This is a genomic window from Prosthecobacter sp. SYSU 5D2 (genome assembly GCF_039655865.1).
Classification (GTDB): Bacteria; Verrucomicrobiota; Verrucomicrobiia; order Verrucomicrobiales; family Verrucomicrobiaceae; genus Prosthecobacter.
The window spans coordinates 461,208-482,132 of the sequence record NZ_JBBYXL010000002.1 but is presented as its reverse complement, the minus strand read 5'-3'; the positions used below and the strand labels follow the sequence as shown (position 1 = coordinate 482,132).

The 20,925-nt window shown below is 61.0% G+C and carries 18 protein-coding genes and 1 tRNA gene; 10 read left to right on the top strand and 9 right to left on the bottom strand.

The window, feature by feature from the left end; all coding sequences use genetic code 11:
* Positions 1-38 precede the first annotated feature (38 nt).
* The gene (gene rpsM / locus WJU23_RS04555; protein WP_346331350.1) at positions 39-422 is read right to left on the bottom strand and encodes a 30S ribosomal protein S13; all 384 of its coding nucleotides are present in this window, start codon (positions 420-422) and stop codon (positions 39-41) included.
* 35 nt (positions 423-457) lie between these two features.
* Positions 458-571 carry a 50S ribosomal protein L36 gene (gene rpmJ, locus WJU23_RS04550; protein WP_133796336.1) on the bottom strand — a complete coding sequence of 38 codons (114 nt, stop codon included), beginning with the start codon at positions 569-571 and terminating at the stop codon, positions 458-460.
* A gap of 190 nt (positions 572-761) precedes the next feature.
* Between rpmJ and WJU23_RS04545 the strand changes: the two genes are divergently transcribed.
* Together WJU23_RS04545 and WJU23_RS04540 are read left to right on the top strand one after the other, a co-directional pair.
* Positions 762-1,091 (top strand): glycine zipper domain-containing protein, encoded by a 330-nt coding sequence (locus tag WJU23_RS04545; protein ID WP_346331349.1) that lies wholly within the window; start codon positions 762-764, stop codon positions 1,089-1,091.
* Between the two features lie 115 nt (positions 1,092-1,206).
* Complete coding sequence (locus WJU23_RS04540; RefSeq protein WP_346331348.1) at positions 1,207-1,710, top strand: GtrA family protein; 504 nt, start codon at positions 1,207-1,209, stop codon at positions 1,708-1,710.
* Here the strand turns inward: WJU23_RS04540 and WJU23_RS04535 are convergent.
* Both WJU23_RS04535 and WJU23_RS04530 read right to left on the bottom strand, forming a co-directional pair.
* Complete coding sequence (locus WJU23_RS04535; protein ID WP_346331347.1) at positions 1,700-2,893, bottom strand: DegT/DnrJ/EryC1/StrS family aminotransferase; 1,194 nt, start codon at positions 2,891-2,893, stop codon at positions 1,700-1,702. The genes WJU23_RS04540 and WJU23_RS04535 overlap by 11 nt on opposite strands.
* Positions 2,894-3,016: 123 nt before the next feature.
* Entirely contained in the window at positions 3,017-4,036 is a 1,020-nt protein-coding gene (locus WJU23_RS04530) for a cytochrome-c peroxidase (RefSeq protein WP_346331346.1), read from the bottom strand.
* 218 nt (positions 4,037-4,254) lie between these two features.
* Here WJU23_RS04530 and WJU23_RS04525 point away from each other — a divergent pair, with 218 nt between their 5' ends.
* The 4 genes from WJU23_RS04525 to WJU23_RS04510 all read left to right on the top strand — a co-directional run bounded on the left by WJU23_RS04525 (position 4,255) and on the right by WJU23_RS04510 (position 10,774).
* Positions 4,255-4,944 (top strand): tetratricopeptide repeat protein, encoded by a 690-nt coding sequence (locus WJU23_RS04525; RefSeq protein WP_346331345.1) that lies wholly within the window; start codon positions 4,255-4,257, stop codon positions 4,942-4,944.
* A 4-nt stretch (positions 4,945-4,948) separates the two neighbouring features.
* On the top strand, positions 4,949-8,734 hold the full coding sequence (locus WJU23_RS04520; RefSeq protein ID WP_346331344.1) for a hydantoinase B/oxoprolinase family protein: 3,786 nt from the start codon (positions 4,949-4,951) through the stop codon (positions 8,732-8,734).
* 171 nt (positions 8,735-8,905) lie between these two features.
* Complete coding sequence (locus WJU23_RS04515) at positions 8,906-10,030, top strand: Ldh family oxidoreductase (protein ID WP_346331343.1); 1,125 nt, start codon at positions 8,906-8,908, stop codon at positions 10,028-10,030.
* A 12-nt stretch (positions 10,031-10,042) separates the two neighbouring features.
* The gene (locus WJU23_RS04510; protein ID WP_346331342.1) at positions 10,043-10,774 is read left to right on the top strand and encodes an isoprenyl transferase; all 732 of its coding nucleotides are present in this window, start codon (positions 10,043-10,045) and stop codon (positions 10,772-10,774) included.
* Positions 10,775-10,842: 68 nt separating this feature from the next.
* On the opposite strand, the gene truB is transcribed toward WJU23_RS04510, so the two are convergent.
* Positions 10,843-11,517: a tRNA pseudouridine(55) synthase TruB gene (truB, locus tag WJU23_RS04505; protein WP_346331341.1), complete on the bottom strand. Its 675-nt coding sequence runs from the start codon at positions 11,515-11,517 to the stop codon at positions 10,843-10,845.
* A 31-nt stretch (positions 11,518-11,548) separates the two neighbouring features.
* The gene (locus WJU23_RS04500) at positions 11,549-12,538 is read right to left on the bottom strand and encodes a bifunctional oligoribonuclease/PAP phosphatase NrnA (RefSeq protein ID WP_346331340.1); all 990 of its coding nucleotides are present in this window, start codon (positions 12,536-12,538) and stop codon (positions 11,549-11,551) included.
* A 142-nt stretch (positions 12,539-12,680) separates the two neighbouring features.
* Between WJU23_RS04500 and WJU23_RS04495 the strand changes: the two genes are divergently transcribed.
* Both WJU23_RS04495 and WJU23_RS04490 read left to right on the top strand, forming a co-directional pair.
* Positions 12,681-13,721: an acyltransferase family protein gene (locus WJU23_RS04495; RefSeq protein ID WP_346331339.1), complete on the top strand. Its 1,041-nt coding sequence runs from the start codon at positions 12,681-12,683 to the stop codon at positions 13,719-13,721.
* Complete coding sequence (locus WJU23_RS04490) at positions 13,718-14,455, top strand: RluA family pseudouridine synthase (RefSeq protein WP_346331338.1); 738 nt, start codon at positions 13,718-13,720, stop codon at positions 14,453-14,455. Before WJU23_RS04495 ends, WJU23_RS04490 begins: the two co-directional genes overlap by 4 nt.
* A 78-nt stretch (positions 14,456-14,533) precedes the next feature.
* Here WJU23_RS04490 and WJU23_RS04485 read toward each other — a convergent pair whose 3' ends face one another.
* Positions 14,534-16,087, bottom strand: coding sequence for a sialidase family protein (locus WJU23_RS04485; protein ID WP_346331337.1), 1,554 nt, complete (start codon positions 16,085-16,087; stop codon positions 14,534-14,536).
* Between the two features lie 82 nt (positions 16,088-16,169).
* Entirely contained in the window at positions 16,170-17,360 is a 1,191-nt protein-coding gene (gene nspC, locus WJU23_RS04480; RefSeq protein WP_346331336.1) for a carboxynorspermidine decarboxylase, read from the bottom strand.
* 98 nt (positions 17,361-17,458) lie between these two features.
* On the opposite strand from nspC, the gene WJU23_RS04475 reads away from it, so the two are divergent.
* A complete protein-coding gene (locus tag WJU23_RS04475) occupies positions 17,459-18,754 on the top strand; it encodes an SHD1 domain-containing protein (RefSeq protein ID WP_346331335.1) in 1,296 nt (431 codons plus the stop codon).
* 324 nt (positions 18,755-19,078) lie between these two features.
* Positions 19,079-20,311: an NAD(P)/FAD-dependent oxidoreductase gene (locus WJU23_RS04470; protein ID WP_346331334.1), complete on the top strand. Its 1,233-nt coding sequence runs from the start codon at positions 19,079-19,081 to the stop codon at positions 20,309-20,311.
* A gap of 514 nt (positions 20,312-20,825) precedes the next feature.
* Here the strand turns inward: WJU23_RS04470 and WJU23_RS04465 are convergent.
* Positions 20,826-20,902: transfer RNA gene (locus WJU23_RS04465), tRNA-Met, on the bottom strand.
* Between the last annotated feature and the right edge of the window lie 23 nt (positions 20,903-20,925).

Below are 20,925 nucleotides of genomic sequence, written 5' to 3'. Positions count from 1 at the left end.
CAAAGGGATTAAATCGCGGTGTCTCAGTCGAAGCCTGATTACTTCTTACCGGGCTTGCTCTGAGCACCCACAGTCTTGCGAGGACCTTTGCGAGTGCGGGAATTGGTGTGCGTGCGCTGACCGCGGACAGGCAGGCCACGACGATGGCGGGTAGCACGGTAGCAGTTGATGCCCAGCAGGCGTTTCATGTGCATGCCCTGCTCACGGCGAAGGTCACCTTCATAGACGATGGCCATGCCCTGGATCACCTGGGTGATGAGGGAGATCTGGTCATCCGTCAGCTCTCCGGCGCGGACGTTAGGGTCAATGTTGCTGGCGGCAAGAATCTTGCGGCTCAGGGGAAGACCGATGCCATAGATATATGGCAGGGAATATTCGATCTTTTTCTCGTTCGGGATTTCGACTCCAAGTAGGCGTGCCATAATCAGAAGGTGCTTGTAAAAGGAAATGAGTCTAATTAACCCTGACGCTGCTTGTGGCGTGGGTTTTTGCAGACGACGCGAACTACTCCTTTGCGGCGGATGACGCGGCAGAGTTCGCAGAGAGGTTTGACGGATGTACGGACACGCATAAGAGGTCGGCGCCCTGTTAGTGGGCGGGGGAGTCGGAAGTCCTAACACACCATCAGGGGTGCGCAACATTGTTTTTCGACTTCTTCCCACTTTTTCGGTTAACCATTTCAAACCTTTTTTCGCAAAGTTTCGGCGTTTTGCATGAACAAAACGTATCGTGACCACGACTAACCAGTCACTTACCCAAGCATGAAAACCATCACACTCTCCCTCCTTGCCGCCCTCGGCCTTGTCTCCTGTGCCACCGGACCCAATGCCCAGACGGGCACGGTCATCGGTGCCCTCGGCGGTGCCGCAGCCGGCGGTATCATTGGCAATCAAAGCGGTCGCGGCCTGGAAGGTGCGGCCATCGGCGCTGGTCTGGGCGCCCTTGGTGGCAACGCCATCGGCAATGCCCAGGACCAGCGCAATGCACAATACCGCTATGAGCAGGGCTATGACAGCCGTGGCTACCGCGGCCAGCAGCGCCCCTCCGGTTATTACCCGAACGGCCAGCCCTATTACGGCAATCCATACTGAGCCGTCAGCACCAGAGATTTTTATCCACTCCCAAAAACGCGACCGCAGCCCGGTCGCGTTTTTTTGTTTCTTGTGCATTTGGGAAAAGGCGGCGTCAGTACCGGCTCTCCCATTTATGCTTTCCCAGCTAAGCTCCCTCTCGCATTTCGTCCGCTCCAATGACTGGCGCACCATCCTGGCGCATGTGAACTCCCGCGATGCGCATCCGCTGCTGCAGTTCATCAAATACGGCATCTGCGGGCTGGGTGCCTTCATCACCCATCAGGTCATCTGGCTTGCGCTGTCCGTCTGGGCCTTTCCCTCCATTGACTCTGAGATCCCCAAGGAGATCCGGGCCGTGAATACGACGATCAGCAATTCCATCGCGGTGCTCTTCAGCACGGCAGTGGCCTATGTGACTAACATCCTGTGGGTCTTCAAATCCGGACGTCACAGCCGCCTGGTGGAAATCGCCAGCTTCTTTGGCATCGGCGTGATCAGCTTTGCCGGCGGTCTGCTGGCCGGGCCTTATCTGATCCAGATGTTTGGCATTGATACCCGTCTGGCACAGGTGAGCATGGCCGTCACCTCCATGCTCATCAATTTTGTCTGCCGGAAGTTCTTTATCTTCAAGCACTGAGCCAGGCCGCGATGCCGGCGATCACCTCGTTCCGCTGCGCCTCGGTCAGCTCGCCATAGATGGGGATGCTCAGCACCTCCTGGGCCATGCGATGGGAAACCTCACAACCAGTGAGGGAGGCCTCCGGCAGGTCAGCAAAGCAGGGCTGCTGGTCCAGCGTCAGCGGGTAGTAGATCTCACAGCCGATGCCCGCCTTCTGCAAATGATCGCGAAGGGAATCCCGCTGCCCGGCCCCGATGACCCGCAGGGTGTATTGATTCCAAATATGCGTGTTATGGACATAGCCCACCGGCAGGACGATGCGCGCCCCCTGCCCTTCCAGCCAGGCGTCCTGGGTGGTGGTGCATTTGCAATGAGAAGGGTCTGCCTGCACCACGCCGGGCAGGGCGGAGAGCGCCTCCGTATAGTGCGCCGCATTGGCCTGGCGCTGGGCGGTATATTCGCCATAGCGCTTCACCTTCACACTCAGCAGCGCGCACTGGAGCGTGTCCATGCGGAAGTTCCCGCCGACGTAGTGATGGTAGTACTTTGGCTTGGAGCCGTGCACCCGCAGCACACGGGCAAATTCGGCCAGGGCATCGTCATTCGTCACCAGCATGCCGCCATCGCCAAAACCGCCCAGGTTCTTGCTGGGGAAAAAGCTGTACGCGCCAAAGTCCCCCATGGACCCGCAGCCACGGCCTTTATATGTGGAGCCGATGGCCTGTGCGCCGTCCTCAATGACACGCAGTCCCTTTTCCTGGGCGAGCGCCAGGATGGGGTCCATGTCCGCACACTGGCCGAAGAGGTGCACCGGGATGATGGCCTTCGTGCGTGGGGTGATTTTGGCCCGCGCATCATTCACATCCATGTTGAAGCAAATGGGGCAGATGTCCGTAAAGACCGGCACCGCTCCCAGACGGGAAACCGCCCCGGCCGTGGCAAAAAACGTGAAGGCCGGGCAGAGCACCTCATCCCCCGGACCGATGTCCAGGGCCATGAGCGCGAGAAGGAGCGCATCCGTACCGGAGGAGACGGCCAGGGCATGCTTCACACCCACCATGTCGGCGATCTCTTTTTCAAAGGTCTCCATTTCCGGCCCCATGATGAACCGGCCATGCTGCAGCACGCGGCTGAAGGCGGCCTGGAGTTCAGATTCGAGAGGGTGGTTCTGGGCGTTGACGTCGAGGAGCGGAACGGACATGAGGACGGCCAAAATCAGAGCGCAAGCGGCGACGGTCAAGGATCAAGACTGGCTCCAGAGCGGGAAAATGAAAGCGCCTGCCCAGGAGATCCGGACAGGCGCTCGCAGGAATGGGATGTCAGATCAGGCCTTCGGTGTATTGGGTCCGCTGGCAGGCAGCTCAGGCTGGGCGATGTACTCGGCAGGAATCTCTCCCTTGAGAGATTTCAGGAAGGTCACGATGCTGGCCGTCTCCTCCGCCGTCAGCGTTTTACCCAACTGGTGCTCGGCCATCATGCTGACCATCTGCTCCAGGCTGGTGACGGAGCCGTCATGCAGATATGGGCCGGTTTCCGTCACGTTGCGCAGGCTGGAGACCTTGAAGAAATGCTTGTCACTGTCCACCTTCGTCGCCTCATATCGGCCCAGATCCTTCAGCTCAGGCCAGGCTTTCACGAGGCCCAGCTTGTGATACATGGCACCGCCGATGGCAGGTCCGTTGTGGCAGGTGGCGCAGCCGGCTTTGGCAAAGGTCTCGTAGCCTTTCTGCTCCTCGGCGGTCAGGGCCGCCTTCTGCCCTTTTAGATACTCATCCCAGCGGGAGGGGGTGACGAGCTTGCGCTCAAAAGCGCCGATGGCTCTGCCAAAGTTGTCGTAATGGACCGGGTTTTCCTCGCCAGGAAAAGCGGCTTTGAAGGCCTCCACATACCCGGGGATGGACTTCAGGACATCCACCACAAAGTCGGCGCTGGGCATGCCCATCTCCACCGGATTCAGCACCGGGCCCTTGGCCTGCTCTTCCACCGTCGGCGCACGTCCGTCCCAAAACTGGGCGATATGGAAGGCGGCATTGTAAACGCTGGGGGAACTACGGCCGCCAAGCTTGCCTTCATGTCCTGGGGAGAAGGGCAGGTTGTCCTGGCCGTATTTGTCCAGCATGTGGCAGGAGTTGCAGGACATCTTGCCGTTCTTGGAAATGCGGGTCTCATAGTAGAGCATGCGGCCCAGGTTGATCTTGGCTTCGGTCAGTTCGTTGTCCGGGCTCAGGGCTTCTGTGGGAAGCGGCTTGAACATGGCCAGATAGGAATCTGAAAGCGCGTCCGCCATGGCGGAGGTGGCCAGCAGAGACAGCAGGGAGGTGGTGAGAAGGAGGGTGGTTTTCATTTGATCTCGGGGGGTCAAAACGGGCGTAAGCTACGCAGCCAGAAATTCATTGGTTTCAAACAAATGAACTTCCCCGAAAACTTCTGCGATTGCTCATCCGGTCTTGTCAATCGCAGCGCCCATTTTGCGCAGCGTTGCGCCATATTTGCGTCCCCCCAGATTACTGCTGCCGTCCTTTCCCTTGCCTGCGCAGATGCGGACGGTAAGGTGCTGTACGTATGATCTTACGCTGCGCCCTCCTGCTCACACTCCTGTCGGCTGCTGCGCTCCGCGCGGAATCCCCGCCGCCCCCGGAAGTCATCGCCCTGCTGAAGGAAACGCAGAGTTTGCAGCAGCAGCAGCGCTACGTGGAGGCCATGGTCAAGCTGGATGAGATCGAAGCCCTGGCCCCTGGCCTGGCCGACCTCTACAACCTGCGCGGCGCGCTCTACCTGACACCGGCCTTGCGCGACTTTGACAAAGCGACGGAACAACTGGACAAGGCCGCCGCTCTGCAACCCGGCGCAGTCGCCCCTCTCTTTAACAAAGCCGAGCTGCTCTTTGTCAAACATGACTGGGCGGCCGCAGCGGCAGCCTTTCAAAAGCTCCTGGACCAGTTCCCCAAGCTGCCCATGCAGGTCCGCCACCTGACCCTCTACAAACGGCTCATCTGCGAAGTGAAACAGGGCCAGTTTGAGGCGGCGGAAAAGACGCTGAAGGATCACTTCAAGTTCATGGATGACACGCCTGCCTATTATTACAGCCAGGTGGCCATCGCCTATGGAAAGGACGATGAGATCAAAGCCAAAGAATGGCTGTCCAGGGCCGATGCCATCTACAAACCGGCGGAAGCCTCCGCCTACCTGGACTCCCTGATGGAAGCCCGCTGGGTGGGCAACATCAGCCTGCCTCCCCTGGAAAAAAAATAAGCTCATGTGGCGCATCTCAACGGATACCGGAGGCACCTTTACGGATGCCTTTGCCCTGGATCCGCAAGGCCGGGAAACCCGCTGCAAGGTCCTCTCCACCGGCGTGCTCCGCGTGCGCGTCACCGCCTGCCCGTCCCCCGGCCAGTGGCAGGTGGAGGGCCTGCCCAGGATGGACGAGGCCTTTTACACCGGCTTTCAGGGCACGGTCATCGGTGGTCAGTCTCCGGTATCCAGTGTTCAGTCTTCAGCAGCCAGTCTTCAGTTCACCGTCACCGGCGTTCAGTGGACACCGCAAGGCTGCATTCTGAAAACCGAACACCGAACACCGAAAACCGGACACCGCCTGTCGCCCCCGTTTCTCATAGACCTGGGCACCGGCGAGGAGGCACCGGTTCTCGCGGCCAGGCTTTTAACACACACTCCGTTAGGCCGCCCCTTCCCTCCGCTGGAGCTGCGGCTGGCGACGACGCGAGCCACGAATGCCCTGCTGGAAAGGAAGGGCTCGGCGACCGCCTTTTTCATCACGGCAGGCTTTGGAGACCTCTTGAAAATCGGCGACCAGCGGCGGGCGGACCTTTTCGCGTTGAAGCATGAGGCCAGGCCGGTGTTTTGTGCGGCCGTGGCCGAGGTACCGGAGCGCATCGCTGCGGACGGGCAGGTCCTTTTGCCTTTGGATGAACAGGCCGTGAAAGCGCAGGCCGCGGGCCTGGTGGCCAAGGGCCTGCGCCATGCCGCCGTGGCGCTGCTGCACAGCTATGCCCACCCGCAGCATGAGCAGCGCGTGGCGGCGCTGCTCATGCAGGCAGGCTTTACGCATGTGTCCGTTTCCAGCGACATCGCCCCTTTTGCCAAGATCCTGCCTCGCGCCCAGAGTGCCGTGGCCAATGCGTATCTGACCGGCCCGGTGGAAGCCTTCATCCAGGGCGTGGCAGGTCCATTGACCGCAGCCATAGGCGGCCAGGAAAAAATCTCCCTGCTGGTGCTGAACTCCGCCGGCGGGCTGGAGACGGCCGCCAGCATCCGGCCCAAGGACCTGCTGCTCAGCGGTCCCGCAGGCGGTGCCCTGGGCGCGGCCAATGCAGCGGCGGCCCTGGGCCATGACCGCATCCTCACGCTGGACATGGGCGGCACCAGTACGGATGTGGCGCGCATTGACGGCCGGCCGGGTTACCGCTTCAGCCAAAACGTGGCCGGCATGCAGTTGCTCGCCCCCTGCGTGGCCATCGAGACCGTCGCCGCCGGCGGCGGGTCCATCTGCCAGTGGACACCGCATGGCCTGGCCGTGGGGCCGGAGAGTGCCGGGTCAGATCCCGGACCCGCCTGTTACGGCCGTGGCGGACCGCTGACCATCACGGATGTGAATCTTTTGTTAGGCCGCTTTGACCCGGCGCGCGCGCCGATCCCGCTGGATGCGGCGGCCGCCCGTGCCCGGCTGCAAGAGCTGCTGGCAGCGGGCAGTGGTTTTTCAAGTGAAACAGATCTCCTGCAAGCCTGCCTGAACCTGGCCATTGAGCACATGGCGGATGCCATCCGCCGCATCTCTGTGGCGGAGGGCTATGACCCGGCAGACTATGCCCTGCTGGCCTTCGGTGGAGCAGGGCCGCAGCATGCCTGCGCCGTGGCGGAACGCCTGGGCATGAAAACCGTCCTGGCCCCGGAGCACGCAGGCATCCTCAGCGCCGTGGGGCTGCATCAGGCCGTGCCGGAAAGGTTTGCGGAAAAGCAGGTGCTCCTGGCTTTGGGGGATTGTATCGGGGAAGTGGATGAATGGGTTCAAAACCTGGTGGTGGAGGCGGCACTTGCCCTGAGTGGTGAAGGTCTGGCCACAGGCCGTGAAACGCATGTGGCGTCCTGCCTGGCCGAGCTGCGGCTGCGCGGACAGGACACACCCGTGCAAGTGGCTTTTGAAAAAGGTAGCGAGCTGCCCCAAGCGTATCGTGCGGCTTATGAACGTCTTTTTGGATATGCTCCGCCGGAGCAGCGCGTGGTGGAGCTGGTGAGTTTGAGGGTCGTGGTGGCGGCGGGCTCAGGCGCGGCGGACGACCACGCTCTGGCGAGCGCAGCTACGGCGGAGGCCCACGCTCTTGCGAGCGCGGCTACATCAGGGGTGCGGCTGATCCAGGATGCTTTCAGCACGCTGGTGGTGAACGAGGGGTGGGAGGTGGAACACCATGCGGGATGGGGACACCGGCTGCGGCGGAATGAGGAAACGCTCATGGCGAAGCAGCCAGGCCAGGACAGCCCGTCCTTCTCCACGCAGCGCGATCTCGTCCGCCACCGCCTCCACAGCATCGTCACGGACATGGGCGCGCTGCTGTGCCGGACCGCCATCTCTACCAACATCCGCGAGCGGCTGGACTTTTCCTGTGCGCTGCTGGATGCCAGCGGACATCTCATCTCCAGCGCCCCGCACATTCCCGTCCACCTTGGGGCGCTGGGTGTATGTGTGCGGGAGGCCACGCGCGGGTTTGACCTCAAGCCGGGAGATACGCTCATCACCAACCACCCGGCCTTTGGCGGATCGCACCTGCCGGATGTCACGCTCATCACGCCCGTGTTTGATGAGGCAGCGGGCCTCCTGGGTTTTGTGGCCAACCGGGCGCACCATGCCGAGATCGGCGGCATCACGCCCGGCTCCATGCCCGCCACGGCGGCCAGGCTGGTGGAAGAGGGCGTCGTCATCGCCCCGCAGCACCTCGTGCAGGCGGGAGAATCCTGTTTTGAAAACGTCGCCTCGCTGCTGGAAACCTCACTGTATCCAACGCGGAATCTGGCGGACAATGTGGCGGATCTTCATGCCCAGCTCGCCGCCAATCTCCTGGGCGTGGAACGTTTCCGAGCCCTGGCAGGCGGGGATTCTCAAGGTCTGCGCGACTGTCTCCAGGCCATCCTGGCCCACAGCGCCAGCGTCATGCGGCGGCAGATCCCCAGCATCCATGACGGCCTCGCAGAGCAGCATCTGGATGATGGATCCGTGCTCCGTGTGCAGGTGAGCCACCCGGCCCCGGACCGCCTGCGCCTGGATTTCACCGGCACCGCCGCAGTGCATCCGCGCAACCTCAATGCCACCCGCGCCATCGTGAACAGCGCGGTGCTGTATGCCCTGCGGCTGCTGCTCCAGGAAGACCTGCCGCTGAATGAAGGCCTGCTGGAGCCGGTGGAAATGATCCTGCCGGAAGGCAGCCTGCTGAATCCCGTCTTCACCGGCGATGCCGCCCAGGACCCGGCCGTCGTCGGCGGCAATGTGGAGGTGAGCCAGCGCCTCGTGGACACCCTCCTGCTCGCCTTCAAGCTCCAGGCCTGCAGCCAGGGAACGATGAACAACTTTTTGTTCGGCAACGACCGCTTCGGTTATTATGAGACCATCGCCGGCGGTACCGGGGCGGGTCCGGGTTATGCTGGCAGTGACGCCCTGCACAGCCACATGACCAACACCGCCATCACCGATCCCGAGATCATCGAGCAGCGCTATCCCGTGCGCCTGCGGCAGTTTTCCATCCGCCCCGGTTCCGGCGGCACGGGCCGCTGGCCGGGTGGAAACGGCATCGTGCGGGAGTTTGAATTCCTCGCCCCCCTCACCGTCTCCCTCCTCACCCAGCATCGCCTGTCCGCCCCCTACGGCCTCAATGGCGGCAGCGAGGGCGCTAGCGGAAACCAATTTCTCATCCGGGACGGCATCAGCTCCACCCTCCCCTCCAGCACCAGCTTCCCCGTGGAAAACGGCGACCGCGTGCGGCTGGAGACTCCCGGCGGCGGCGGGTGGGGAAGGGAAATGACGAATGCAGAATGACGAATGATCCCGCCAGGTGCGGAACGAATGCTGAAGACGAATGATCCTACGTGCAAGGAGGATTTTTTCTGATGGTTTGAAATTCGGAATTCGTCATTCGTCATTATTCCCCCCGCCTCTCCACTTGCACCGCCCTCCGCCCAGTTTTACAGCATTCCCTCTCATCCAGCCATGTCCACCACCTACCACGTCCTTCCCACTGCCGCCCACAATGATCTCGTCCGCGCTGCCTATGTGCACCGGGGTTACACCGCTGCGGAGGCTGAAGACGCCGCACGGTTTTGTGAAATGGCCTCGGCCCACGGCATCCGCACGCACAATGCCATCAAGGCGCTGCATCTGGACCACCTCTTCGGCAGCGCCACGGGCGGTTGCAAGCCAGGGGCGGAAGTGAAGGTCATCGAGAAAAAATTTGCCGCCAGCGAGGTGTGGGACGCACAATTGAAGCTGGGCCAGAGCGTGGCCTTCAGTGCCATGGAGCGCTGCATGGAGATGGCAGACAAATACGGCATCGGCCAGGTCAGCGTGGACAATGCCTTCCATTACCTCTGGGGCGGCGGTTACGTCATGGACGCCGCCAAAAAAGGTTACATCGCCTACACCAACTGCACCTCCACGCTGGGTGAAGTGGTGCCCTTCGGTGGCAAATTCCCTGTGCTGGGCACCAACCCGCATTCCTGGGGCCTGCCTACACAGGACGCCTGCGGTTTCCCCATTGTGATTGACTGGGCCACCAGCACTGTGGCCATGGGCCGGGTGCAGCAGCTCAAGCGTGAAGGCAAGCCCCTGCCTCCCGGTGCCGCCGTGGATGCAGCAGGCAACCCGACGACGGACGCCAATGCCGCCCAGTGGCTGCTGCCCTTTGGCGCGCACAAAGGCTACGGCCTCTCTCTCCTCATCGAAGTCATGGGTGCGATGATCGGCGGTTCCCTGCCGACCCTGCGTGGTGGCGGTGCCCACCCAACGATCAAAGGCCAGCCGACACCGGAAGGCGAAAAACGCACCGGCAGCTTCTATTTCCAGGTCATCCACCCGGACGCCATCAGCAGCGGCCTCTTCGCCCAGGGGCGCGACTTCAACAGCAACATGAAGGCCGTCATTGATGACATCCTGGGCCACGGCAACGAGGGCTGCATGCTTCCCGGCCAGCCGGAAGCGCAGAACGCCGCCCACACCGCCAAGGCCGGCGGCCTGCTGTTCACCACCGCAGAAGTGGATGCGCTGAATGAGATCGCCGATGAAGTGGGTGCCGCACGTTTTGACGCCGCTTCCCTGCCGACTTACGACACGCCGTGATCCCGGCCCGCCATGCCCACCGCCACCCCTGCTGCTGACGAGATCAAATCCATCCCGCGTCACATTGCCATCATCATGGATGGCAATGGGCGCTGGGCCAAGGAGCGCGGCCTGCCGCGCACCGAAGGCCACCGGGCGGGGGCGGAAACCGTCCGCCGTGTGACGGAAGGCTGCGGCGAGCTGGGTGTGGAATACCTGACCCTGTACGCTTTTTCATCCGAAAACTGGAAGCGCCCCAAGCGCGAAGTGGACGCCCTCATGAAGCTCCTGGAGCAGTTTCTCCGCAGCAAGACGGATGAAATGAAGGAGCAGAACATCCGCCTCCAGGCCATCGGCCGGCTGCATGACCTGCCCAAGTCATGCCAGGATCAGCTGCACCGCTCCGTGGAGGCCACCTCCCAGAACAATGGCCTCACCCTCATCCTGGCGCTCAGCTACGGCGGGCGGGAGGAGATCATTGACGGCATCAAAAGCCTCATTGACAGCGTGGAGCGCGGGCACCTGGACAAGGGCATGATAGACGGCGATGTCTTCAGCAAACATCTCTACACCCGCTACTATCCGGACCCGGACCTGCTCATCCGCACGAGCGGTGAGATGCGCATCTCCAACTTCCTCCTCTGGCAGCTCAGCTACACGGAGTTTTTCGTCACGCCGAAACTCTGGCCCGACTTCGACAAGGAAGACCTCAAGGACGCCATCCGCGACTACAGCAAACGGCAGCGCCGGTTTGGGGGTGTGTGATTTAGCATGGAGAACAGCCATCTTGGCTGTTCAAGCCACAGGCGGGACGCCTGTGTCCCATGCTTGGGCTACGCCCCACGGAGCTTGGAAACATCATACAGGCTCATCATCGAAGCCATCACTTCCTCCCGGCGGCCCTCTTTGAGCGCGCTGAAGGTGGTGTGATTTCCCGGCTCAAACTTGAAGTGCCCGCTGCGGGAACGGCGCAGCGCGGTCAGATGCGCGCCGCAGCCCAGCTTCTGGCCGATGTCATGCGCATACGTGCGGACGTAAAACCCTTTGGTGCACACCACCCGGAAATCCACGTCTGGCACCGCGATCTTGTTGAGCTGATAATCATACACCCGGACGAAGCGCGGTTTGCGCTCCACTTCCTTGCCCTGACGGGCCAGTTTATAAAGCGGCACGCCATCAATCTTGATGGCGCTGACCATGGGCGGCGTCTGGTAGAAATCACCCCGGTAGGCGTCAAAGGCTTCGCGGATCTGGTCGTCGGTGAAGGCGGGCACGGGCTTTTCCTCCAGGATCTCCCCTTCCCGATCCTGCGTACTGGTGGTCGCGCCCAGGCGCAGACTGCCGATGTATTCCTTGTCCTCGCTCATCAGCAGGTCCTGCAGCTTCGTGCCGGTGCCGATGACCAGGATGAGCATGCCGGTGGCCATCGGATCCAGGGTGCCGCAGTGGCCGATCTTTTTGGTATTCAGGCAGCGGCGGGCCACGGCCACCACATCGTGGGAGGTCATATCGGGGTCTTTGTCCACTAATAGGACACCATTAATCGAGTCTTCGGACTTCATTTTCTAGGGCGGTCAAAAAGGTTTCTGCGGCCACCTGGATGGGGCCTTTCATGCGGGTGCCGGAGGCCATGCGGTGGCCTCCGCCCCCAAACTGGCCGCACACGGCGGAGACGTCCAGCCGCGGGTCCTTGGACCGGGCGCTGACGCGGACTTTGCCCCCGGCCATCTCCTCAAAGATGACGGCGGAGACCACGGTATCAATCATCCGCAGGGTATCAATGAGGCCCTCCGTATCCCCCGGCTGCACCTGGATTTCATCCATCAGCGCCTGGGTAAACTGCCAGCTGGCGATCCGTCCCTCCGCGCGGAGCTCCATCTCATTCAGCATGGCGCGCAGCAGCAACAGGCGGCGGGCGGGAAAGGTGTGATAAATGAGCTGTGAGAGCCGGGAGGTATCCAGCCCCGCACGCAGCATCTCCGCCGCGATTTCATGCGTGCGCGGATTCGTGCTGGAATATTGGAAAGAGCCCGTGTCCGTACTGATGGCCGTGTAGAGATGCTGCATCACCGCATCCGTGATGGGAAAGCCGCCCGTTTTCAGCAGATCATAGACGATCTGGCCCACCGCCGGCTGCGTGCCGTCCACATGGTTCAGATGCCCGTAGCCGGGATTGCTGGGATGATGGTCAATATCAATAAACAGCGGCGCGCGGGCCAGTACGGCCTGCGTCTGCTCGCCCACCCGCTCATGCGTGGCCGTGTCCAGGGCCACCGCGACATCAATGTCAAAATCCGCATATGGCGGCGTCAAGATGGTGGCCACCTCCGGCAGAAACGTCAGGTTCAGCGGCACGCCATCCTCCAGCAGCGCATACACCGTCTTGCCCATGGCCCGCAGGCTCAGCGCCAGGCCCATGACCGAACCGACGGCATCTCCGTCCGGCCGCACGTGCGCAGCAATGGCGATGCGCTGGGCTGGGCGCAGGGCGTCGGCAATCTCAGAGAGCGGAGTCAGGGTGGAAGACATTGGGCGGGTATTCACAAAGCACTCCCCGCGAAAGCTGCAAGAGGAAGATGAGGCTGGTGGTCGGCCTTCGTGGGTGGTGATTTCGAAATGTACAGGTGGACGATTGACGGCTTGATCTGCGCGTTTAGAGACCACCGACTTCATGCAGACATCCCACAACTTTACTCTCGACTTAGGAAGATGTTTTTTTGCCTTTTGCGTGGTGTTTGTCCACCTGGGTCCCGCAGATGCAAGTTCCGATGCAGTGGGCAGGGCGTTTAATATGCTGAGTGTTCCGTTTTTCATCACTCTCGCTCTGTATTTTTTTATCCATCGCCTCAGGACTTTCACGCATAAAGGTAAGCATGTGCGTTCGAGCCTAAAAGGACTGCGGTTTGACAGAATTTGTGTGCCGTATGCAGCATGGACACTGATCTATATTTCAATGAGGTTCATTAAACACGGCCTGCAAGACCAGCCTTTTATTCCGGACTGGCTGCATCTCCTCTTCTTTGGCGGGGCCGGGGTACATCTTTATTTTCTGCCCTTTTTAATGCTCTGCCAGACGTGGGTGCTCGGATTCTTCTTGATTTTTCAACCCTGTTTGAAATGGCGTGCAGCAGGGCTCATATTCCTCATTTCAGCGGCTGGCTTCGGGCTTTTGGGGATGTCGCGGGCGTATCTGATGTTCGAGTCGGCTCTACATGATAGCCTGCTGTACGCAGGCTTGGCGGCGGTTGTGCATTGGCGAATGGGCCGGGGCCAAGTCAGATGGCCTGAGAGCTTGTGCTATTACCTTACCGTGATAGTACTAGCGGCAGGTCCGGCCTTCGAAATTCTGCCCCCGTGGATGGAGGGCGGGCAGAAGGCTTTGGCGGGTTTTGGAGTGACGATGCTTTTGCTGAGCCTTCCTTCCATCCGGAGATTGCCAGCATCAGTGGTGGCTGTTGTCACTTCAACCTATGGCATCTATCTTTCGCACCATGCACTCATTGAAACGGTGGAAGTAGCTGCCAGCAGGCTGGGCCTGAGCTTGGTGCCTTACAGTCTTGCATCCAGGACTTTCATTGCGCTGCTAACCTGTCTGGTTTGCGCACTTACGGTGATTTTCATCCGCAAAAACAAGCCTCTTAGATACCTGCTGCTGGGTGAAAACGGAGAGTTGCGTGACAAACCGGCCGTTCTTGCCAACGGTGGACCATGACTCCGGCTGAGACGCCCGCCCTGACCACCTGTCCCGTTTTACACCGCGACCGTTTTGTCGTGATCGTGAACAAACCGGCCGGCGTGCTCTCCCACCCGAACACGAACCGGGGCACGGAGAAGGCCGCTTTTGAAGGCCGCTATGACCTGGAAAACCAGTGCTTCGACGGACCCGGCGGCAAGGTGTGGCTGATCCACCGCCTGGATCAGGACACCTCCGGCGTGCTGCTGGGGGCGCTGGATGAAAAGACCGCCATGAAGTGCCGGACCATGTTTGAGGAGGATGCCGTACAGAAAGAATACCTGGCCCTGCTGCGGGGAAATCCCGGCAAAGAAGGCACATGGCTGGACCACCTGGCCACCTCCCGCGAAAAGGGCCGGGTGCGCACAGGGGTGGTGAAAGGCCGTCCGCCCAATGCCGAGCTGGATTTCCAAACATTGGCGCACCACGCTGGCGAGCGGGTCTCCCTGGTCAGGCTGGACCTCATCACCGGCAAGACCCACCAGATCCGCGTGCAGGCCTCTTCCCGCCAGCATCATTTGTTAGGCGATGACGTCTATGGCCACTTCGAGCTGAACCGGAAGTTAAAAAAAGACCTGGGATTGAAACGGCTGTTTCTGCATGCGCAGCGGCTGACGATGAAACACCCCGCCAGCGGCCAGCACCTGCAGGTGGAAGCCCCGCTGCCGGAGGAGCTGAAGGGGGTGCTGGGGAAGCTGGGGATGGAGGCGTGAAGGGCGGCAAACCCCACGCTCTGGCGAGCGCAGCTACGTCGTGACCGGCTGCGAAAGCAGTTGGACTATGCGGTCGTCTTAATGGCTGGGGGCCGGAAGTTCCGAGACCAGGACCGCAGTATCCGGAGCTTTGCCGGAGTAGAATGAGAGGTAGTGGGTGCCCTTGATCGCGGTGGCGTTCACATTACCGGCATCAAACTTAACCTGGCTGCCTTCAGCCACAACTTCTGAAGCAGGCCAGCGAAGCGGACTGTTGAAGATGCGGCCAGCGTCAACCACCCGGCGACGAAGGGCGCCTTTGCCGCGCTGATAATAATAGTTGCTCAGCAAGCCTGTCCCGGCATCAAGGATGAGGCTGGGAGTGGAGTTGGTCACATCGCCAATGTTGGTTCGATGACGTGTCCAGGTTGCGCCATAATCGGTGGACACCATCTGGAATTGCGCCCGCTCCGTGGTATTGACGGCCAGTTCTGTCCGCGCAATGGCAAGAATTTTTCCATCACCGAGATATACGGCGGCAGGCTCGGTGGGCCACTGCGCTTTGAGCAGATCGGACTCGATGGTGATCTGGTGCCAGGTGGCACCGTTGTCGCGGCTGGTCAGTGTGCCCCAGGAGTGACCTTCCTCTTCCTTGTAGCTTCCGCCAAACCACAAAGCCATGAGTCCGACGGTGGGAACCTCAAAGATATCGGTGATCTGTACCGGCTTCACGGGAAGTGGAGGCGTCGCCACAAGGACGAACTTCACTCCATCCGTACTGCGGTAAAGATCGTGCTGCCATTCCTTCCCGACACGGCGTATCCAGAGCAACATCTGCCCGGAGGAGTCCAGCCCCTTGCCGACCGGGACCTCACCGTAATGTGGCGTGTTGGCGACCACAGTTTCGGCCGTCCAGGTTTTTCCACCGTCCACGGATGTTCGGGAGTAAACGGCGCGGGCGTCTTCACCGACCGTGTGTCCTTGACCCCGGCTGTACACGCAGACCAGCTTGTCCCCGATGGCCTGCATCATCGGCCACGAGTTGTAGCCTTTCGTATCTTGCACCACCTGTGGCTTCTGCGGGGCATCCAAGGGTGTCACTTTGACCGCAGCCAGGCCCGTGGGCCTAGTGAACGTGTCGGCAGGATCCCCAGGTTCGCGCTGGATACGAATCCACAGAGGCGCATTCGGGACTGTCTCGTAGCAGGACTCCAAAACGATGGTCCGGGTGCAAAATCGAGTGGCGGGAAGCCGGGTTCGCACGGGGGTGCCCAGATAGTAACGGGTAGTGAAGGGTGCATCCTCCACCATCTGCGTGAGATGAACCCGGTAAACATCCTCCAACCCGGGCTCCGCCGGCGTCTCTGTGTTTATCACCACGATCTCCACCTTCACAGCGGCGCAATCGCCGGGAAGACCGGCCACAAGGCCCGCAACCGACTGCCCTGCAGTGCCTCCTGACAAGGACCAAATGGGGATCTGCACGGAGCCGCCGGCCATGAGTTTCAGCGAGGGCTGGCCTGTCGCAATGGACAGGTCGTTTGCCGTCAGGCAGATAGGAGTTGCCCCACTTTTTTCGCCCGATGCCATCGCTCCGAGAACGAGCACCGCATTGGCAAGCAGGGCAGTGCAGAGGTGAAAAGCTCTCATCATCGCCACACGATGAAGGCTTCCAGAATTGACTTCAATCTCAAATACACCACACGATTAGCAGCCACGAGGATTTCTCCACCCCTCACGAAAGCTTCCTCTTAAAATCCTCATATCCGAAATGGCGTACAATGCGAACCTCGCCCGTGGCAGGATCGTACAAATCAATGTCCGGGTGCGGCACGCCGTTGAAGGTGCTTGTTTTCACCATGGTGTAATGGGCCATGTCGGTGAAGACGAGCTTTTGGCCTAACTGCAAGGGTTGCGGAAAGCTGTACTCATTGATCACGTCCCCGGCCAGGCAGGTGAGGCCACCCAGGCGGTAGGTGTGGGGGAGGACGCCGGGCAGGTCGCTGCCGATGACGTGCGGGCGATAGGGCATCTCCAGGGTATCCGGCATGTGGGCGGTGGCGGAGGTGTCCAGGATGGCGGTGGGGATGTCGGTGGGCACGATGTCCTGAACCTCGGCGATGAGGTAGCCGGTGTTCAGCGCGATGGCTTCCCCAGGCTCCAGATAGACTTCCTTGCCCCAGCGCTCGCGGAAGCTGCGGATGACGCGGACCAGGCGCTCGACGTCGTAGTCGTTGCGGGTGATGTGGTGGCCACCGCCCATGTTCACCCACTTGGCCTGGGCGAGGAGTTTGGGAAAGCGCTTTTCCACAGCGGCCAAGGTGCGCTCCAGGACATCGGAATCCTGCTCACAAAGGGCGTGAAAATGCAGGCCTTCAAGGCCGGTAAGGTCGGTATCCTCAAGGTGAATGGAACGGGTGCCGAGGCGGCAGCCGGGGGAGCAGGGATCGTAGAGGCTGCACTCCACCTCGCTATGCTCAGGATTCACGCGGATCCCGGGGCTCGGCACATGCAGACCGGCGGCACGCGCGGCCTCCAGCCGGGGGCGGAAGCGCTGCCACTGGGCGGGGGAATTGAAACTGAGATGATGGGCGATGGGGATCAGCGCGTCCATTTCCGCATCCTTGAAAGCAGGGGCATACACATGCAGCTCCTTGCCAAATTCCTCATGGGCCAGCATCGCCTCATGGATGCCGCTGGCACAGCAACCATGAAGGTACTGGCGCACCAGAGGAAAGGTGGAAAACATGGAAAAACCCTTCAGCGCCAGGAGGATGCGGGCGCCGGAGCGCTCCTGCACATCCGCCAGCTTTTCCAGGTTCCTTTTCAGCAGCCCCAGGTCCACCACATAGGCGGGAGTTTCGACCTGGGAGACATCAAAGGCGGGAGCGGGCTGCTCAAAAACGTGCGGAGGGGTGGGGGCCATGTTGCGTGCTTTTTAAAGAGAAGCGACGCCCGTGCCAGCGATAGTTTGTACACATGCCTTGCGTCTTTAAGGGGCTTCATGATAAACCTACGCTGATCATGCAAAAAACGATACTTTGTCTGTGCCTCGTCACTTTGTGCTGCCTGCCATTGGCGGGACACGCGGCATCGCGCGCCTGGACGGATGATACCGGCCGGAAGGTGGAGGCGGAATACGCGGGGGTGCAGGGGGACAGCGTGATGCTGAAACTGCCCGCAGGAAACACCGTCCCCTTCCCCCTGGCGCGCCTGAGCGCAGAGGACCAGGCATTCGTCAAGGCTCAGGGGGCAGCCCCTGCCTCCGCCCCTGCACCGGCTGCCCTTGCGGACCCGAAGCGACTGCCCATGGAAAAACGTACCTGGCCGGGAAAAGTGGAGGTCTCCGCCCGGTCCCTGGAGATCAAAGCGGTCCATGAAAGCGTGGCTGAAAGGAAATATGTGTACCAGTCGGAGGCGTTCGAATTCCAGTCCCAGGCCAAGCTGGCGGCCAGTGTGATGAAGGAAGTGGCGCGCACGTTTGAGGCCACCCGCGCCCTGGTGGAGGCCCTGCCCTGGGGCATCGTCTGCCATCCGCCGGATGGCAGGCCCCGCTTCCTGGCCGCCCTCTATGAGTCGCGCCAGGATTACTTTGATGCCGGTGGTCCTGAAAATTCCGGCGGCGTTTATAGCAGCGGGGACAAGATTTTCAAGATCCCCTTCCCCAGCCTGGGCCTGGAAAAGCGCGGGCAGACCTACTTCAAAAACGACGGCTACAGCAATGGCACCCTGGTGCACGAAATCACCCACCAGCTCATGGATGAATACCTGGGCTTCCTGCCCACCTGGGTCATCGAAGGCACGGCCGAATACACGGAAATGCTGCCACTGAACGCCGGCACCTTCCGCGCAGACGCCCACAAAAACGCCATGAAAGAGGACATCACCCACTGGGAGAAGCAGGAAGGTTTTCCAGCGGAGATCGGCAGCCTGGAAACCCACATGACCATGTCGCGCGACAAGTGGATGGAAGCCTGCAGCACGCCGGAGCAGATGCGCATCATGTACCACCGCTCGCAGCTCCTGGTGTATTTTTTCAGCCACCTGGACGGCGATGCCAAGGGCACCCGCTTCATCCGTTACATGGATGCCGTGCACGGAGAGGTCGCCGCCATGCGGGCCTTCTTTGACGATCCCCGTGTCAAACGCATGGACGGCGGCCGCTTCACCTATCCCCGCGACATGAAGCCCCCCGCCATGCGCGGCGAGGCTGTATTCAAACATCTCCCCATCCTCCTCGAAGAACGCCCCTATGCAAAGATCGCCAGCGAGATCGTGGAGGGCTACAAAAGCATCGGCGTCAAAGTGAAGGTGGAGTAAGGCGGATCCGTTCTTCGTGGCCGGCTTTGACAAGCCCCAGGTCAGCCTCATCGTGCACTTGAAGCATGGCCAGCCCCTCTCTACGCATCGCGATCTCAGGATGCGGAACCGCAGGCCCGGCAGCAGCCATCTTCCTGGCCCGTGCCGGGCATGATGTGACCCTGTTTGAGCGCGCCGCGCAGAGGCTGCCCGTGGGGGCCGGTTTCCTCCTCCAACCCACGGGCCTGGCCGTGCTGCAACGCCTGGGGCTCCTAGATGAGCTGCTGCCGCACACGGCGGAGGTTTCCAAACTGTATTGCCGCACCACCGGCGGGCGGGTGCTGCTTGACCTCTTATCAAGAGCTGGGTCCGGGACTTTCCGGCGCAGGTACCCACCGGGCCACCCTGCTGGAAATACTTGTCAGGGCCATGCAGGCCGCCGGGGCGACCATTCATTGGGGAACGCCCCTGGAAAAACTGACGCGCGACAGCACCGGCCGCCCCCTCCTTCAAGACGCCCATGGTCACCGCCACGGCCCGTATGATCTGCTGCTGATCTGCGATGGCGCCAGCTCCTCCCTGCGTGCACAGAGCGGCGTGCCCGCGCGTGTCAGCCGCTATCCGTGGGGTGCCCTGTGGTTCATCGGCCTTCGCACACCGGAGTTTGATCCGCACGTTCTCTGGCAGTCCGTGAGCGGCACTCGTCAGCTCAACGGCTACCTGCCCACCGGCACTCGGGATGACCTTTTGAGCCTGTTTTGGAGCCTCCGTCTGGATGCGATTCCTGAATGGAGAACCCAGCCCCTGGAAAAGTGGAAAAGGCAGGTCCTTTTCCTGGCACCGCAGGCAGAGGCTTTTTTGCAGCAGATCGAATCCCATGACCAGATGGCCGCCGCAGCCTACTCCGATGTGGTGATGCGCCAGTGGCATGGGGAGCGGGTGGTGATGCTGGGGGATGCCGCGCATGCGCTCAGCCCGCAGCTTGGCCAGGGCGTGAACCTGGCCCTCATGGATGCCGCCGCACTGGGAGATGCCCTCACGGAGCATCCGTTGCCCGCGGCCCTGGCCCAGTATTCCGCCACGCGTAGGCGGCACCTCCGTTTTTATCAGTTCGCCACCCGCTGGACCACGCCGTTTTTCCAGTCCGGCCTCCTGCCTCTCGGATGGCTGCGCGACCTCGCCTTTCCCATTCTTCACACCCTCCCTTACATGCGCAGGCAGATGACCGCCACCATGGCCGGCGGCAAGCTCGGCCCCTTTGCCCAAATGCAACTCCAGCCCAGCCCTGCCCGCCTCCCCTCCTCCACCCTGACCAGGAGCGGAGAAGACCAGTCCGCCCCGCGGGTGCGATTTCATTGCATGAGCACCAATGCCCAGCACCCGTCTGATTCCCCCGTCTTCGACGTTCCCGCCCAACCCATTGAAGTCCTGACTTTAGGCGAATCTCTCGAAGCCGAATTCCCGGACATTCCCGGCGAAGAAATCCGGCAAGCCATCGAAACCGCCCAAAAAGAAACCAGTTTTGCAAACGACCTGATCACCCTCAAATCGCGAGTGCGAGAGATCATCAGGAGGTGATACGATTTCGCGTCAATTGGCCGCGCCTTTTAAGGCGCGTTAATCATGCGGCATTGGCCTCTCTCGTTGCGTCGCAGAGCAACGCGCGAACTGCCGGTGATTCCAACAGTTAATGACGGGGAATCGTGTGAGTTCCTGGTCCGTCACGGACAATGATTGGCTTTCCGAGGAGTCTGGATTCAACATTCTGGCGTTCGGAGTACCGCTTTTAAGCGGAATCTTTGAAGCAGCAAAGCCCCCCAATCCCCGCATAAATGCGGTCCTCCGAACCCAAATTCCAGCCTTCTAGAAGCAAGATTTTGGAGAAGAGTTCAGACAACCTTTTGGAAATCTCTACAAGCTAAAGACTTCAAAAAGGGTACAAGCGGCACATTCCTGCAACGCCTTTATTGGGTAGCGGGGACAGGATTTGAACCTGCAATCCCGCTAGCGGATTATGAGCCTGACTTTGCTGCCGTGACAGGCGCTCAACTCAAAAAAGGTGAAGGCCGTGCATTGCTGCACGGCCTTCATTTGGTAGCGGGGACAGGATTTGAACCTGTGACCTTCAGGTTATGAGCCTGACGAGCTACCGGGCTGCTCCACCCCGCGGTTTGTTGGGAGGTCAGTATGCC

Coding starts and splice junctions, on each gene's coding strand:
- WJU23_RS04515 (WP_346331343.1), top strand. CDS start 8,906: ATGTCCACCACCTACCACGTCCTTCCCACTGCCGCCCACAATGATCTC.
- WJU23_RS04520 (WP_346331344.1), top strand. CDS start 4,949: ATGTGGCGCATCTCAACGGATACCGGAGGCACCTTTACGGATGCCTTT.
- WJU23_RS04495 (WP_346331339.1), top strand. CDS start 12,681: ATGCAGACATCCCACAACTTTACTCTCGACTTAGGAAGATGTTTTTTT.
- WJU23_RS04540 (WP_346331348.1), top strand. CDS start 1,207: ATGCTTTCCCAGCTAAGCTCCCTCTCGCATTTCGTCCGCTCCAATGAC.
- WJU23_RS04490 (WP_346331338.1), top strand. CDS start 13,718: ATGACTCCGGCTGAGACGCCCGCCCTGACCACCTGTCCCGTTTTACAC.
- WJU23_RS04545 (WP_346331349.1), top strand. CDS start 762: ATGAAAACCATCACACTCTCCCTCCTTGCCGCCCTCGGCCTTGTCTCC.
- WJU23_RS04485 (WP_346331337.1), bottom strand. CDS start 16,087: ATGATGAGAGCTTTTCACCTCTGCACTGCCCTGCTTGCCAATGCGGTG.
- WJU23_RS04525 (WP_346331345.1), top strand. CDS start 4,255: ATGATCTTACGCTGCGCCCTCCTGCTCACACTCCTGTCGGCTGCTGCG.
- WJU23_RS04530 (WP_346331346.1), bottom strand. CDS start 4,036: ATGAAAACCACCCTCCTTCTCACCACCTCCCTGCTGTCTCTGCTGGCC.
- WJU23_RS04510 (WP_346331342.1), top strand. CDS start 10,043: ATGCCCACCGCCACCCCTGCTGCTGACGAGATCAAATCCATCCCGCGT.
- nspC (WP_346331336.1), bottom strand. CDS start 17,360: ATGGCCCCCACCCCTCCGCACGTTTTTGAGCAGCCCGCTCCCGCCTTT.
- WJU23_RS04500 (WP_346331340.1), bottom strand. CDS start 12,538: ATGTCTTCCACCCTGACTCCGCTCTCTGAGATTGCCGACGCCCTGCGC.
- rpmJ (WP_133796336.1), bottom strand. CDS start 571: ATGCGTGTCCGTACATCCGTCAAACCTCTCTGCGAACTCTGCCGCGTC.
- WJU23_RS04475 (WP_346331335.1), top strand. CDS start 17,459: ATGCAAAAAACGATACTTTGTCTGTGCCTCGTCACTTTGTGCTGCCTG.
- truB (WP_346331341.1), bottom strand. CDS start 11,517: ATGACCTCCCACGATGTGGTGGCCGTGGCCCGCCGCTGCCTGAATACC.
- rpsM (WP_346331350.1), bottom strand. CDS start 422: ATGGCACGCCTACTTGGAGTCGAAATCCCGAACGAGAAAAAGATCGAA.
- WJU23_RS04535 (WP_346331347.1), bottom strand. CDS start 2,893: ATGTCCGTTCCGCTCCTCGACGTCAACGCCCAGAACCACCCTCTCGAA.